The 14,238-nt window shown below is 65.8% G+C and carries 10 protein-coding genes; 3 read left to right on the top strand and 7 right to left on the bottom strand.

What is annotated here, in order from left to right:
• Both ACVWY1_RS07725 and ACVWY1_RS07720 read left to right on the top strand, forming a co-directional pair.
• A complete protein-coding gene (locus tag ACVWY1_RS07725; RefSeq protein WP_457378068.1) occupies positions 1-1,554 on the top strand; it encodes an ABC transporter substrate-binding protein in 1,554 nt (517 codons plus the stop codon).
• A 209-nt stretch (positions 1,555-1,763) separates the two neighbouring features.
• Positions 1,764-4,340, top strand: a complete 2,577-nt coding sequence (locus ACVWY1_RS07720) for a TonB-dependent receptor (RefSeq protein ID WP_457378067.1) — start codon at positions 1,764-1,766, stop codon at positions 4,338-4,340.
• Positions 4,341-4,346: 6 nt separating this feature from the next.
• Here ACVWY1_RS07720 and ACVWY1_RS07715 read toward each other — a convergent pair whose 3' ends face one another.
• From ACVWY1_RS07715 to ACVWY1_RS07685, 7 genes are read right to left on the bottom strand one after another with little or no spacing between them, the layout of a single operon-like run.
• Complete coding sequence (locus tag ACVWY1_RS07715) at positions 4,347-6,125, bottom strand: dipeptide ABC transporter ATP-binding protein (RefSeq protein WP_457378066.1); 1,779 nt, start codon at positions 6,123-6,125, stop codon at positions 4,347-4,349.
• Positions 6,122-6,949: an ABC transporter permease gene (locus tag ACVWY1_RS07710; RefSeq protein ID WP_102683984.1), complete on the bottom strand. Its 828-nt coding sequence runs from the start codon at positions 6,947-6,949 to the stop codon at positions 6,122-6,124. The genes ACVWY1_RS07715 and ACVWY1_RS07710 overlap by 4 nt, the downstream gene beginning before the upstream one ends.
• The gene (locus ACVWY1_RS07705; protein WP_457378065.1) at positions 6,942-8,018 is read right to left on the bottom strand and encodes an ABC transporter permease; all 1,077 of its coding nucleotides are present in this window, start codon (positions 8,016-8,018) and stop codon (positions 6,942-6,944) included. Before ACVWY1_RS07705 ends, ACVWY1_RS07710 begins: the two co-directional genes overlap by 8 nt.
• Positions 8,011-9,585, bottom strand: a complete 1,575-nt coding sequence (locus ACVWY1_RS07700; protein WP_457378064.1) for an ABC transporter substrate-binding protein — start codon at positions 9,583-9,585, stop codon at positions 8,011-8,013. Before ACVWY1_RS07700 ends, ACVWY1_RS07705 begins: the two co-directional genes overlap by 8 nt.
• Before the next feature lie 10 nt (positions 9,586-9,595).
• A complete protein-coding gene (locus ACVWY1_RS07695; protein ID WP_457378063.1) occupies positions 9,596-10,783 on the bottom strand; it encodes an LLM class flavin-dependent oxidoreductase in 1,188 nt (395 codons plus the stop codon).
• Between the two features lie 49 nt (positions 10,784-10,832).
• A complete protein-coding gene (locus tag ACVWY1_RS07690) occupies positions 10,833-11,564 on the bottom strand; it encodes a class II aldolase/adducin family protein (RefSeq protein ID WP_457378062.1) in 732 nt (243 codons plus the stop codon).
• An 18-nt stretch (positions 11,565-11,582) separates the two neighbouring features.
• The gene (locus ACVWY1_RS07685; RefSeq protein ID WP_367856261.1) at positions 11,583-12,644 is read right to left on the bottom strand and encodes an ABC transporter substrate-binding protein; all 1,062 of its coding nucleotides are present in this window, start codon (positions 12,642-12,644) and stop codon (positions 11,583-11,585) included.
• Positions 12,645-12,961: 317 nt separating this feature from the next.
• On the opposite strand from ACVWY1_RS07685, the gene ACVWY1_RS07680 reads away from it, so the two are divergent.
• Positions 12,962-14,194: an acyl-CoA dehydrogenase family protein gene (locus tag ACVWY1_RS07680; protein WP_277503667.1), complete on the top strand. Its 1,233-nt coding sequence runs from the start codon at positions 12,962-12,964 to the stop codon at positions 14,192-14,194.
• Positions 14,195-14,238 lie beyond the last annotated feature (44 nt).

Below are 14,238 nucleotides of genomic sequence, written 5' to 3'. Positions count from 1 at the left end.
ATGGCCAGGGACGGTTACCCACTGAGCCGGCGCAGCTTTCTTGGCCACGCCGGAATACTGGCCGGCGGGCTGCTGGCCGGCTGCGGCCCCGCCGACAGCCCGAACCCTGCCGTGGCCGACGAGCCACGCCATGGCGGGCGCCTGCGCCTGGGTATCATCGACGGCAGCCAGAGCGGCAACCTCGACGCCCACAAGCCTGTCGGCAGCGGCATCGTGCGTGGCTTTGCCTTGTACAGCAAGCTGTGGGAGTGGGACGAGCAGATGCAGCCGCGCCTGGCCTTGGCCGAGTTCGCCGAGCCCAATGCCAACGCCAGCAGCTGGACCTTGCGCCTGAAGCCGGGGCTGGAGTTCCACCACGGCAAGACCATCGACGCCGACGATTTGATCTTCTCCATCCGCCGCCTCACCGACCCGCAGCTGGCCTCGCCCTATGCGGCGCTGCTGCACTGGGTGGACCGCGACAACCTGGTCAAGCTGGATGAGCGTACCGTGCGCCTGGGCTTTCGCGAGGGGCGCAGCTACCTGCCACTGCCGGAAACCTGGGTCAACTTCGGCGGCATCGTGCCGGTGGACTATCACCCGGTGACCAACCCGGTCGGCGCCGGGCCGTACAAACTGAAAAGCTTCACCCCTGGCCAGCGCTCGCTGTTCACCCGCTTCGACAATTACTACAAGCCTGGCAAACCGTATGCCGATGAACTGGAAATCATCGACTTCAAGGACCAGACCGGCCGCCTGGCGGCGTTGCGTGCAGGGCAGATCGACATGGCCAACGTCATGTCCACCGAACACCTGCAGGTGCTGCAGGCCGATCCACGGTTACGGTTGCTGAAATCGGTGAGCGGCAACTGGCTGTCGTTCGACATGAACACCGCCAAGGCGCCGTTCGACGATCCGCGTGTGCGCGAGGCGTTCCGCCTGCTGGCCGACCGTGAGGAGCTGGTACGCCGTGCGCTGAATGGCCAAGGCCGGGTGGCCAACGACCTGTATGCACCGTTCGACCCAACCTTCGACCACAGCATTGGCCCGCGCCCCTATGACCCGCAGCGCGCAGTGCAGTTGCTGCGCGAAGCCGGCCATGAACAGTTGCAGGTGGAACTGGTGACCACCCCTGGCCCGGGGTTGGCTTCGGCCCTGGTGCTGGCCGAACAGGCCCGGCGCGTCGGCGTGACACTCAACGTGCGCCAGGTCGACCTGGCCACCTTCCAGGGACCGCAGCGCGACGACTGGACCTTGAGTACCGGCGGCAGCATCGGTGCGCCGTTCCTGGCCAGCGCCATCCATACCGATGCGCCGTTCGCAGTGGCCAACAAGACCCACTTTCACGACCGCGAATTCAGCGAGGCCTTCCTTGGCGCCATGGCCCAGCCGGACCTTGCGCAACGCAAGGCGCTGGTGCACCGGGCGCAACGTATCCAGTACGAGCGCGGCGGCATGCTGATCTGGGGCTTCGCCGACCTGCTCGATGGCGTCAGCACCCGCGTGGGTGGCGCGCAGGCCGAGCAGTCGCTGTTCAGCACCTGGCGGTTCGAGAGCCTGTGGCTCAGAAGTTGACCTGCAGGCCCTCTACCGCCTGTCCCGGCCCTATCGCCGGCAAGCCAGCTCCCACAGGGATAGCGCCAGCCTTCAAGCCCATGCAGTCCCTGTGGGAGCTGGCTTGCCGGCGATAGGGCCGGGACAGGCAACACAAAAAACAAACCAACCGCAGGCGCGGCTGCGCCCTCGTTTCTCCCACATTCTTACTATTGAACGAGGCCCAGCCAATGCCCCGCATTACCTTGCTGCACCCCAAATTCCAGCCCAGCGCCCTGGCGCTGGCCATTCTGGCCGGCAGCCTGCCGCCAGCCCACGCCGAAGATACCCAGCTGCAAACCGTCACCGTGCAGGCCGAACAGGCCGACGACGACGCCCTGCCCACCCGACCACCGGCCTCGATCTACGGCGGCCTGGAAACCAAGGTGCTGGACACCCCGCGCTCGGTCACCCAGATCAATGCCGAACAATTGGCCAACGACCCGATCCGCAGTTCCGACGACCTGGTCAAGTACGCCCCCGGCATCACCCGCGGCGGTGGCCAGAACGCCGGCATCGCCCCGCAGATGCGCGGGCAGAACACCGAGGTGTTCCAGGATGGCCAGCGCGCCTACGGCGTGCGCCACCCGGCCAACTTCAATGCCTACGAAGGGGCCGACATCGTCGCCGGGCCGTCCTCTGTGACCTACGGTTCGGTCAGCGGCAGCGGTGGCTACGTCAATTACTTGAGCAAGAAACCCGACTTCAACCGTTTCCGTACCAAGCTCAGCGGCGAAATCGGCAGCTGGATCCCCGATGGCGAATCGCGCGACGCCACCAAGTTCAGCATCGACAACACCGGCCCGCTGACGGACAACCTGGCCTACCGGGTGAGCATCACCCGCCAGCGCCAGGAAGACTTCTACGACAACGTCGAGAACAACTTCGACGCCTTCTATGGCGCGCTGGCCTGGCGCAACGACAACCTGCGGGTTGACTGGAACGCCGCCTACGACGACTACTACGACTACAACATCACCCACGGCTGGAACCGCGCCACCCAGGACCTGGTCGACCACGGCAAGTACTACGCCGGTCGCGCCACGCCAATCGTCCAGAACGGCAACAACTTATGGTCGCCGGTGCTCTCCTCCGGCGCCGCCGACGCCCAGGTGCTTGGCTGGGTCCAGCGCCAGCGCAATGCTCAGGGCCAGTATCAGGTAGTCGATGGCAGCTTCCAGAATGCCTCGCCCAATACCCAGGCCAACCCCGGCAGCCTGCGTGGCTGGGTCTACGACCCGTCGCTGGCAGGCAACGGCCTGACTTCGTTGTCGTCACAGACCGGCCAGCGCGCGCAGGATGAAAACCGCTCGCGGCGCTTTACCACGCAACTGCGCGTCGAAGGCGACCTGACCCCATCGATAACCCTGGCCAACAGCACCTTCTACCAGCACTCCACCGACACCACCGATGCCGTCGGGGCGTTCCAGGTGCAGGGCAAGGACGACATTTTCGACAACCGCTTCGAATTTCGCGCCCGTGGTCAGTGGCAACTGGGCGACCTGACCCTGGTCGACGACAGCAACACCGGGCTGATCTACCGCCGCGAGCGCAACGAGTCGATCGCCGCCAACAACAGCTTCGGCAGCACCATCAACGCCTATGACCTGACCCTCGACCCGACCTTGAAGAACCCCGGCGACCTGCTCGGCCTGAGCGGCCGTAACCCCGCCGGTGGCAACGCAGCCTGGATCGGCCAACCCGGCGTGCCGCAGTTTTCCAGCTACTACGGCTGGCTCAACCTGCCCGCCATGTACCCGGCCGGGCACGGCCTGTATGCAGAATCGGTGGCGCCCTACACCGCCGACAGCACCTGGACCACCAGGACCCTGTTCAGCCAGCACAACCTGCGCCTGGGCGAACGCGTGGGCCTGAACATCGGCGCCAGCCGCAGCTGGATCGACGCCCGTATCGAAAACCCCCTCGTGCTGCCCGGCGGCAACCCGCGCAAAGACTCGGACAACTATCGGCTGTTCTCGGTGCAGGTAAGCCCCTACGTAAAACCTACCGAAAACAGCACCCTGTACTACACCTTCGACCGCTCGCTGGCGGTGAATACCGGCTTCTTCACCAACGGCCTGGGTTGGGGCAGCGGCACGGGGGCCAATCAGCTCAATCCGCTGGCCTTCGAAAGCCTGAGCGTGCTGCATGAGGTCGGGTTGAAAGTGGAAGCAGTGCCTGACCAGCTGTTCCTTACCCTGGCCGCCTACAAACAGGCCCGCGACCAGTCGCCGGACAGCAACAACAACATCGCCCGGCTGATCGTCAAAGGCTGGGAAGCGACCCTGCGCTACCAGGACCAGCACCTGCGCGGCGGCCTCAACCTCAGCCGCATCAGCGCCTACAACGAGTTCACCAGCCAGGCCGGGTTCGCCTCGGCCGGATTCATGCCCGATAACGGCACCGTATTCGGCGACAACAACAGCCTGAATCAGCGCCCGTCCGGCAAGTTCGATGCGGTGCAGATCCCCGAATACAACGCCGGCGGGTATGTCGACTACCGCTTCGACTCGGGGTTTGGCGTCGAGCTTTCCGGCTGGTGGACCAGCAGCTGGTACCTGAACCTGAGCAAGACGGTGAAAGTGCCGGACGAATACAACCTCGACCTTGCCGTGTACTACCGCCAGCCGCAATGGGGCGTGACGGTGCGCATGCTCAACGTTACCGACGAGCTGAATTTCGTCAGTGGCCTGGCCGGCTCTACCAATACCTTCCTGCAACCGATGCCGGGCCGCACGCTGCTGGCCCAGGTCGATTACCAGTTCTGATCACCCTCAACCTGAAAGGCTAGGCGAATGCTCCACCAGCGTCCGGGTATAAGCATCAACCGGACGCCCAAGAACCTGATCAGCAGCCCCCTGCTCCACCACCCGTCCCTGGCGCAACACCAGCACACGGTCGGCAATCGCCCGCACCACCCCAAGGTCATGGGTCACGAACAACACCGTCAGCCCCTCCTCCTGCAGTCGCTTCAGCAAGGCCAGAATCGACGCCTGCACCGACACATCCAGCGCCGAGGTAATCTCGTCACACACCAGCAACTTCGGCTCGCAGATCAACGCCCGGGCAATCGCCACCCGCTGGCGTTCACCACCGGACAAGCTATGCGGGAACATGTCCGCCACGCGCGCCGGTAGCGACACCCGCTCCAGCACGGCCTCGACCCGCTGACGCGCTTCACCGCCACGGACCCCGAAAAAGTGCGCCAAAGGGGCGCCGAGCGTTTGCCCTATCGTGTGCCTTGGGTTCAAGGCCCGGTAGGGGTTCTGGAACACATACTGGATCTGGTGACGCAACTCGGCATCCCGTTCACGCGCTGCAAACGCCAAAGGTTTGCCGGCGTAGCTGAGTTGCCCCTGGACGTTTTCGCCCAGCCCGGCAATCGCCCTGGCCAGGCTGGTCTTCCCCGAACCCGACTCACCCACCAGCGCCAGGCACTCCCCTTGCCCCACCCGCAGGGAAACATCGAACAGCACCTGGCGATCGTAGGCGACATCCAGCCCCCGGACCTCCAGCAACACTGCCGCGCCCGGCGCAGCAACAGCCTCGACAGCCGCCTCACCGAGGGACAGCGGCTCTCTGTGCGGCACCAGGCACGCCACCCGATGCCCGCTGTCGTGCGCCAACAACGACGGCTCGATTACACAACACTCTGCACGACGCCTGCCGCAGCGCGGCGCAAACGCACAGCCATGCGGGCGCTGCCCCGGTGCCGGTGCGTGCCCGGCAATCGCCTGCAACGGCTGGCGCCGGGCAATGTCGGGAATGGCCGCGAGCAAGGCGCGGGTGTAGGGATGCAGCGGTGCGCCGAACAACGCCTCGCGCCCGGCCACTTCCACCAGTCGGCCCGCGTACATCACCATCACCCGGTCGACCAGGTCACGCACCACCGCCAGGTCATGGGTGACGTAAAGGGCCGCCACACCCTGGTCACTGCACAGCCGCTTGAGGGTCAGCAGCACATGGGCCTGGGTGGTCACGTCCAGTGCGGTGGTGGGCTCGTCGAGCACGATCAGGCGGGGCCGCAAGACAAACGCCAGCGCCAGCATCACCCGCTGTTGCTGCCCGCCAGACAGTTGATGCGGGAACCGCCGCAGGAAGGCGTCGTCATCCGGCAGGCCTACATCCAGCAGGGTATCGCCGATGCGCTGGCGTGTTGCCTCACGCGACAGCGCAGGCTGGTGCGCCAACAGGGTTTCACGCAGCAAGGCCCCCAGGCGCAGCGCCGGGTTCAGCGCCGTGGCCGGGTCCTGGGCCACGTAGCCGACCAGCCCGCCACGGGCCAGGCGCAGGGCCTCGCCTTCGAGTTCGAGCAGCGATTGCCCGGCCACAACCACTTGCCCGCCAACAATGCACGCGCCCTGTCGGGCATGGCGCAACAATGCTGTGGCCAAGGTGGTCTTGCCCGAGCCTGACTCACCGACCAGGCCAACAATCTCCCCTGCCGCAAGGCTGAAGGACACCTCGGCCAGTACATCAATCTGCCCGGCCAGCTCTACCCGCAGGTCGCTGACCTGCAACACTTCACTCGCCACATGCAACAGCGCGCTCATGGCTGCTTCTCCCCAATCCGTGCACTGGCCCGGCCAATGCCTTCGGCAAGGATGTTGGTGCCATAGGCAAACACCCCGATCAGCAATGCAGGGGCCAGTACGGCCCAGGGCTGCACCAGCAGGCCGGCCTGGTTTTCGTTGATCATCAAGCCCCAGTCCGCAGCGGGGGGTGCCACTCCATAGCCCAGAAAACTCAAGCCGGACAGCATCCCCACTGCCCAGGTCAGCATGTTGCCGAAGTGCACCAACAGCGGCGTGAGGATGTTCGGCAGGATTTCATGAAAGAGGATGCGCCAACGCGGGTAACCCATCATCTGCGCCGCCTCGACATACTCCTGCCCGGCCACCGCCACGGCACTGCCCCGGGCCAGACGGACAACCCCAGGGATAAAGGCGATCGCCACGGTCAAAACGATCAGCCAAGGCGCCCGACCGAGCATGGACACGATCAACAGCACCAGAATCAGGTCCGGGAACGCCAGCGATACATCCGCCGCCCAGCTGATTAGCTGATCCAGGCGCCTGCGCGAGAAGCCGGCCAACAGGCCCAGGCTGCCGCCCACCAGCAATGCGAGGGTGGCTGCAGCCACCGACATCCACAGCACCGACAGGCCGCCGCTGAGCAAGCGTGAAAGCAAATCATGGCCCAGAAAATCGTGCCCCAGCGGTGCCCCGGCAGCCGGGGGGCCGTACACCGGCCCGACCATCGCCGTGGGCGCGTGGGGTGCCAGCCAGGGGCCGAAAGCGGCCAGCAGCGCCACCAGCAAGGTGATCACGGCGCCCCGGCGTATCTGCGGGTCGGCCAGCCAACGGGAATCAGTCATGGGTGGCCTCCTGGGCAGGGGTGCTGCGCGCACGCCGCCACCATGGCCGAATGCCACGGCGGATACGGCGGATCATCCGCACCCGACGTGCGGTGCGCAGTTTGGGGGTAAGCAGCACGGTCAGCAGGTCGGCCAGCAGGTTGATCAACACCACCGCCAAAGTGATGACCAGCACCACCGCCTGGATCATCGGCAGGTCGCGCATCTGGATCGCGGCGTTCAACGCCGTACCGATGCCCGGGTAGCTGAAGATCACTTCGGCCAGCAGCGCACCGCCGACCAGTGTGCGCAACGTCAGCGCCACGCCCTGGATCGCCGGGGTCAAGGCATTGGGCAAGGTATGCCGCCAAACGATTCGCCGCTCGGGGATGCCACGCAGGCGCGCGGCGATCACATACTCGGACTCCAGTGCCTCGATCATTGAAGCCCGTACCATGCGCGTGAGGTACGGCAGCGCAGACAGGCTCAGCGCCACGACCGGCAACACCAACGACGGCCACTGCCGCCACAACGACAGTTGCGGGTCGAGGATCGACACCGCCGGCAGCCAGCCCATGCCCGGCATGGAAAACAGCAGCACCAAACCGATGGCCAACAGAAAACCCGGCGTGGCCTTGAGCAGGATCAACGCCGACAACCCCCAGCGGTCGAGCCGGCTGTCACGGCGCAGGGCCAGGCTCACCCCCAGCAGCAACGCCAGCGGCACCACCAGCGCCAGCACCCCGGCCAGCAAGGCCAGGGTGTGTCCGAGGCGGCCGAACAGCAGCTGCGCCACCGGTACCTGGGAGTCCAGCGAGATGCCCAGGTCCCCGCGTAACAAGGCACCGAACCAACGCAGGTACTGCAGCAGGATCGGCTGGTCGAGGCCCAGTTGCCGCTGCAGGGTGAGGATGCTTTCCAGTGGCGCATCCGGGCCGAGAATCACCCGCGCCGGGTCCGAGGGCAGTGCCTGGGTGGCGATGAACACCACCAGGCTGATCACCCAGGCGGTCAGCAACCCATAACCGAGGCGGCCGATGAACCAGGCCAGCCAGGCCGGCGTGCGGGGGGTGTGGTGAGCGTCAGGCATTGGGGTTCAACCAGAGTTCATCGAAGCGCCAGGAGGCGAAGGTGGTCTGTTCCGGGGTAAGCCCACCGACCTTGGCCGACGCGGCATCCAGCACGTCGGCAAAGCCCCAGATCAGCAACCCGCCACGTTCGTGCTGGATGACCTGGGCTTCATGCACCAAGGCCGTGCGCCGCGCCAGGTCGGGCTGGGCCAGGGCCTGCTGGAACAGCTCGCTAAAGCGTGGGTCGTGGAAGTTGCTGCGGTTATAGATCGCCTGCGGCGCATCGTTGTGCAGCGCCGAGGCGAGAAAGCCGCGGGCTGGGGTCGAGCCCGGCGACAGTTGCCATTGCTCGCGTTGCGGGCCATTGAACACCGAGCCATCGACTTGGTTGACCTTCACCTGCACCCCAGCCTTCAGGGCCTGCTGGGCAAACACCAGCGCGGCGTTGACGCCAGGCCCAGATGTGGTGGTCAGCTCGACGCGCAGATCACTTTGCCCAGCCTGGCGCAGCAGCGAACGGGCTTGGTCCAGGTCGTAGGGGCGCTGGGCAATGGCGTGGTTGTAGGTAGGGTCGTGAGGCGAATACAGGTCGTTGGCCACCCGGCCAAAACCATTCAAGCCACGCGCCACCAGTTCCTGGCGGTCGGCCAGCAGGCGGAACGCCTGGCGCACGCGCACATCCTGGAACGGCGCCTTGGCCAGGTTCAGGTTGAAACCGGTGAACGAGGTGGTTGGCGAGGCATACAGGCGCAGCCGTGGGTCGGCCTTGAGCAACGCACTGTGCTCGGCCTGCACACCGCTGGCCACGTCGATCTGCCCGGCGCGCAGCGCTGCGGCGCGTGACACCTGGTCCTTGAATTCGATGATTTCCAACTCGTCCGCATAGGGGCGATTGGGTTTGTAGTAATTTTCAAAGCGGGTGTAGAGCGAGCGCTGGCCGGGAATGAAGCTTTTCAGGCGGTACGGCCCGGCGCCGACCGGGTTGGTCACCGGATGGTAATCGGTAGGCACAATGCCGCCGAAACTGATCAGCGTCTCGTCCAGTGGGTAGAAGCTTTGCCCCTGCTTGAAACGTATTTCGATGGTGCGCTCGTCCAGCTTGCGCAACGCCTGCCGGTCGATAGCGCCGACCAGCCCGGCGAATGGCGAGGCCAGTTGCGGGTCGGTCAGGCGCAGGATCGAGAACAGCATGTCGTCGGCAGTTATACTTTTGCCGTGGTGGAACTCCAGCCCCGGCTTCAGGCGGATGGTCCAGGCACTGGCATCGGCATTCGGCTCGGCGAACTCGGCCAGCGCCAGGCGCGTGCTTACATCGGCGTTCCATTCCCAGAACTTGGCGTACAGCGCCCAGCCACGGATGATGCCGCCGCCTACCGGCTTGTGTGCATCGAGGTTACCGGCCTGGTCACCATCGATAATGCCCACCCGCAAGCGCCCGCCACGCACCGGCGTACCCGGTAGCAGCGCCGTGGCGGCTGCCGGTGCGCCGCTGTCGCAGCCGCTGAGCAGCCCGCCGCCGAGCAGCAGGCCGCCACCGACGGCCAGGCTGTTGCCGAGAAACACCCGGCGCGAAAACAGCTCGCTCATCACCCTCTCCTCACGCCGGTTGCGTCACGTCGGGCTTGCTGGCTGCGCCCAGGCGCGGCACTTCAAAGCCATGGTCCAGGTCCAGCAGCGGGAACAGCAGGTCAGCCACCCGGTGCGCCTCGTCAATCAGCGGGAAGCCGGACAGGATGAACGCCGAGGTGCCCTGCGCTTCGTACTCGCGGATGCGTTCGGCAACCTGTTCGGCGCTGCCGACCAGGTAAGTGCCGGCTGCAGGGCCAAGGATGTTGAAACCGAACAGGCTGGGGCCCAGCCAGACGTTGGGGTAGATCTCCAGCTCACGGGCGGTGGGCAGGCGCCCGGCGCGGATGCTGTCGAGGTTGCGCTGGATACGCGGGTCGTCGCTGACGTAGTTGTCGAAGGTTTGCCCGGGAGGCAACTGCCGTTCGATGGCCGCGCGCGCGGTGGCCAGCGAGGTCCGTTGCAAAAGGCGCTCTGCATGGGCCCAGGCTTCTTCCTCGGTCTCGCGCACGATCACTTGCAGGCGGGTACCGTAGGTCAGTTCACGGCCGATCTTCGCCGCCTCGGCTGCCACCCGGCGGAACTTGTCGCCGAGCTTTTGCGGGGTGTCGGCGAAGCTCAGGTAAACATCGAGCAGTTGCACGGAGTGGGCCACACCCGGTGCCGAGGTGCCAGCCCCCCACAGCGGGATGCCGGGCTTTTGCTTCGGTGGGTGCCAACCGCCCAGCGGGTGTTGGGCAGCGCCTGGCGAACGGGGTGAAAGCTTGACGTAGCGGCCATCGTAACCGGCGGTTTCACCGGCGTAGAAGCTTTGGAAGGCGCGCCAGTATTCCAGGCTGAAGTCGTAGCGTTCATCGTGCGGGTAATGCACGCCCAGGGTGGCCAGGCCAGCGTCGTTGCCGTTGACCACGTTGAACAGAAGGCGGCCGTTGGAGAACTGGTCGAAGGTGAGCGCCCATTTGGCCAACACGGCTGGCGACAGCTCGCCCGGGTGTTGGGCAACCAGGAAGCGCAGGCGCTTGGTCGCGTCGATCAGCGCTGCCGACACGGCCAGGCTTTCATTGGGGCTGGAGCCGAGCAGCGAGCCGTAGAAACCCAGGCGGTCAGCGGCGATGGCCAGTTGCTTGAGGTGCTCGAAGTCGGTGTGCCAGCGCCCTTCTGGCTCCCAGGGGTGCGGGCCGTCCGGCGTGGTGAGGTACCAGAGTATTTTTACTGCCATGGGGTGAATCCTTTTCTGGAAGGGGGCGCGCCGCGCCCCAGCGATCACATCAGCTACGCCGGTCAATACCCGGCACCAGGCCCAGCTCGGTAGCCCGCTCATACAACCCGCTCATCTTCCACTGCTGGGTCAGCACCCCCGGTCCATACGGCCGCGACCCACCCAAGGCATCGGCCAACAGTTGAATCTGCGCGCCCTCCTCCAGCAACAGGATGAACTCCGCCGTGGCCCGCAGCCCCTGCTTGCCCCATACCGTGGCGCCGCCATTGGCTTCCAGGATCGCCAGGTTGAACGGGTTTTCGGCGATCTTGTCGAGGATGAAGTCGACCTCGGCCTGGCGCCGGTCGATGTACACCGGCAGCTCGCGGGCCAGCTGGTAGCGCTGCACCGGCACATAATGGAACGGCAAGGTACGGTGGGTTTGCGCCCAGGCCCCCAGGTACGGGCTGTGCACGTGTGACACGGTGGTGATGTCGGCGTGGGTCTGGAACAGCTTGGTGTAACGGCCCAGGCCACCTTTGCCCTTGCCGACGATGACGTTGCCGGCAAAGTCGGTCACCGTGGCCTGCAGCGGCTTGCGGTGGTGCCACGGGCCGCCGTAGTTGACCGCTACCAGCAGTTCTTCGCCGGGCACGCGTTCGATAAAACCGACCGTGCCATTGGCCGTGATGGTGTTGGTTTCGCGAAATACGCTGAAGGCCGCTTCGGCTTCGGCCACCACCTGGTCGATGAAGGCTTGTAGTTCGGCAGTGACGGGGCGTTCGTTGATCAGTACGGTCATGTTCAATCTCCAGTCAAGTCAGGCGCGGCGCTGGGCCAGCAATTCTTGGGCAGCTTGCAGGGGCCGCGGGTCGACCCAATCGGCGATGGCGAAGTCGGCCTCGAGGAAGCCGTGCAGGTACAGGAAGTCCTTTTGCGTGCCAAGGAAGGCCAGGCGCTGCTCGGACAGGTCTGGCGCCAGGGTGGTGTGGAAGTCACCCCGGTAGGCCTGCGCCACGCCTTGGCTGCCGGCGCGGGTTTCTTCTTCGAGGATGCGGTTGAGCGCGTCGCGGTTGTTGGCCGCCCAATCTGCGGCACGCAAGGTCTGGGCAAGGAAGCGCACCACCAGCTCGAAGTGGTCGTCGAGCAAGCGCTGGTGCACGGTGATCGGTCGTGGCGTGCCGTTGTTGATGCGGTGGCGGGGGTCGGCCAGCAGGTCGAGGTCGACGCCGACGACCAGGCCCAGCCGACGTGCCGCATCAGCCGCTGCAGCGCCCTTCACGTACACCGCATCGACTTCACCGCGCGCCAGGTACTCCAGCCCCGACCACAGCCGTTGCAGGCCCAGCTGCGGGGTTGCAGCGTTGGCCTGGTCGAGCAGGGCCACTTCCACCAGTTGCACATCACCCAGCTGCAGGCCAGCCGACGCCAGGGCGCCTTTGTAGCCGTGCAGGCTCATGGCCCGGGCGATGCTGCCGGGGCGGCTGTCGCCCCAGGCCGGCAGGGCCAGGCGCTTGCCGCGCAGGTCGGCGGCGCTGCGGATGCCGGAGTCCGGGCGGACCAGAATGGTTTGCCATTCTTCGATCCAGGTCAGGCCGATCAGCCGGCTGGGCGAGCCAGCAGCGCGTGCGGCCAACGCCGGTACGTTGCCGCCTTCGCGGAACAGCCCGGGCAGCTGGTGATCGTAGTGGTGATGGCCAAGCTGGCGGGCCTCCTGCAGGGTCGAGACCGGCAGGCCGTCGAGGGCGAATTCCTGCTCCAGCCAGCCAAGCTTGTAAGCGATGCCAGAGGCGGTGGGCACCGGGCAGCGGGTGAACCAGATGCGCTCCAGGGCAGACAGGTCGTGCGCGGGGCGTATTGCGGTGGGGCTTGCGAGGGTCATGGGGTGGCTCCTTGGGCGTCGTGCAAGCACCATTGCAGTGTGCGTGCCAACCGCTGGAGGCCTTGATTTCATTGGCGTTGGATGTTTTGACAGGGCGCTTGCTGCTGGAGTGGGAGCAGGATTGCGGGTGGGGTGCTGCCAGATCAGCAGGGCGGCTGCTGCCCTGGCAACAAAAGGTTGCGCAAGCCGCGCAGCACGGGGCCTGAACAGGGGTGGCAAAGATATTGCTCGAGGGGTTCATGCCGCGCTGTGGCCAATTGCGGGTTCACCCGCGAGACAGGCCCACTGGCCCCTTCAGACATAGCCGAGACCTCTCCATGAGTGCCATAGAACCCTCCCCTGCCCGCCGCCTCACCAGCGCAGCCGAAGCCCTCGAAACCGCCCGCCAGGTCGCTGCAAAAATCGCCGAGCTGGCCGCCGACCCGAGCAACAACGGCCAGCTCCCCCGCCGCCAGGCCGAACTGTTGTCCAGCAGCGGCCTGACCGCCATCGCCGTGCCGGCCGAATTCGGCGGCCTGGGTGCCTCGGTGCAGACCGTGGTCGAAACCGTGCGCCTGGTGTCCACCGCCGATGGCGGCGTCGGCCAGTTGCTGCAGATTCACAACGTGATGCTGCGCGGTATCTTTACCGGCTACCCGGATGAAGTACGCGACCGGCTGATCGCCGATGTACTGGCCGGCAAGCGTTTCGGCAATGCCCTGGCCGAAGTCGGCGGCAAGAACAAGTTCGCCCTCAAGACCCGCGTCGAACGCAACGCCGATGGCCAGTGGGTGCTCAACGGCAGCAAGTTCTACTCCACCGGATCCTACCTGGCCGAGTGGATCTCGCTCACCGCCGCCAGCGAAGACGGCGGTGTTGGCGTGTTGCTGCACCGTGACACCCCAGGGCTGACCCTGGTCGATGACTGGCAAGCCTTCGGCCAGCAGAACTCGGTGAGCGGTACGGTGAATTTCGACAATATCGTGCTCGACGAGCGCTACCTGACCCGTCGCAGCGGGCCGATGAAGCGCACCGGCCTGACCTTCCCGCAGATCCTTCACGCGGCCATCGACACCGGCATCGCCGCTGGCGCCTTGCAGGCTGCCATCGCGTACCTGCGCGAGCATGCCCGCGCCTGGGTGGAGAGCGGCGTCGAGCGTGCCAGTGACGAGCCCCATGTGATCCGCCAGGTTGGCGAATATGCCGTGGCCCTGCGCGGTGCCGAGTCGGTGCTGCGCGAGGCCGCGCGGGTGTTTGACGATCACGAGCGCGACCCGGAAAACAAGGCCTTGCAGGATGAGCTGATTCTTTCGGTGGCCACCGCCCGCGCGCATTCCGATGCGGCGTCACTGAAGATTTCCAGCGACCTGTTCTCGCTGCTGGGAGCCAGCGCGTCGCTGAGCAAGTGGAACCTTGATCGCTTCTGGCGCAATGCCCGGGTGCACACCACCCACGACCCGATCCGTTGGCGGCTGCACAACGTCGGCAACTACTACCTCAACGGGGCGGACCCTGGGGAGTACACCGCGGTGCTCAACGCCAAGGAAAACCAGGGCGCTACCCGCCGTTGAAACCAGGTTTGGACGGGGGGTGCCTTGCGCCCCTGTCGCGACAC

The organism is Pseudomonas sp. TE6288, from assembly GCF_054062095.1.
Note: the sequence above shows the minus strand (reverse complement) of the source record. Positions and strands in the feature narration are given on the sequence as shown.

Bases quoted from the DNA above. Each gene is read 5' to 3' on its own strand.
- ACVWY1_RS07725 (WP_457378068.1), top strand. From the start codon at position 1: ATGGCCAGGGACGGTTACCCACTGAGCCGGCGCAGCTTTCTTGGCCAC.
- ACVWY1_RS07720 (WP_457378067.1), top strand. From the start codon at position 1,764: ATGCCCCGCATTACCTTGCTGCACCCCAAATTCCAGCCCAGCGCCCTG.
- ACVWY1_RS07715 (WP_457378066.1), bottom strand. From the start codon at position 6,125: ATGAGCGCGCTGTTGCATGTGGCGAGTGAAGTGTTGCAGGTCAGCGAC.
- ACVWY1_RS07710 (WP_102683984.1), bottom strand. From the start codon at position 6,949: ATGACTGATTCCCGTTGGCTGGCCGACCCGCAGATACGCCGGGGCGCC.
- ACVWY1_RS07705 (WP_457378065.1), bottom strand. From the start codon at position 8,018: ATGCCTGACGCTCACCACACCCCCCGCACGCCGGCCTGGCTGGCCTGG.
- ACVWY1_RS07700 (WP_457378064.1), bottom strand. From the start codon at position 9,585: ATGAGCGAGCTGTTTTCGCGCCGGGTGTTTCTCGGCAACAGCCTGGCC.
- ACVWY1_RS07695 (WP_457378063.1), bottom strand. From the start codon at position 10,783: ATGGCAGTAAAAATACTCTGGTACCTCACCACGCCGGACGGCCCGCAC.
- ACVWY1_RS07690 (WP_457378062.1), bottom strand. From the start codon at position 11,564: ATGACCGTACTGATCAACGAACGCCCCGTCACTGCCGAACTACAAGCC.
- ACVWY1_RS07685 (WP_367856261.1), bottom strand. From the start codon at position 12,644: ATGACCCTCGCAAGCCCCACCGCAATACGCCCCGCGCACGACCTGTCT.
- ACVWY1_RS07680 (WP_277503667.1), top strand. From the start codon at position 12,962: ATGAGTGCCATAGAACCCTCCCCTGCCCGCCGCCTCACCAGCGCAGCC.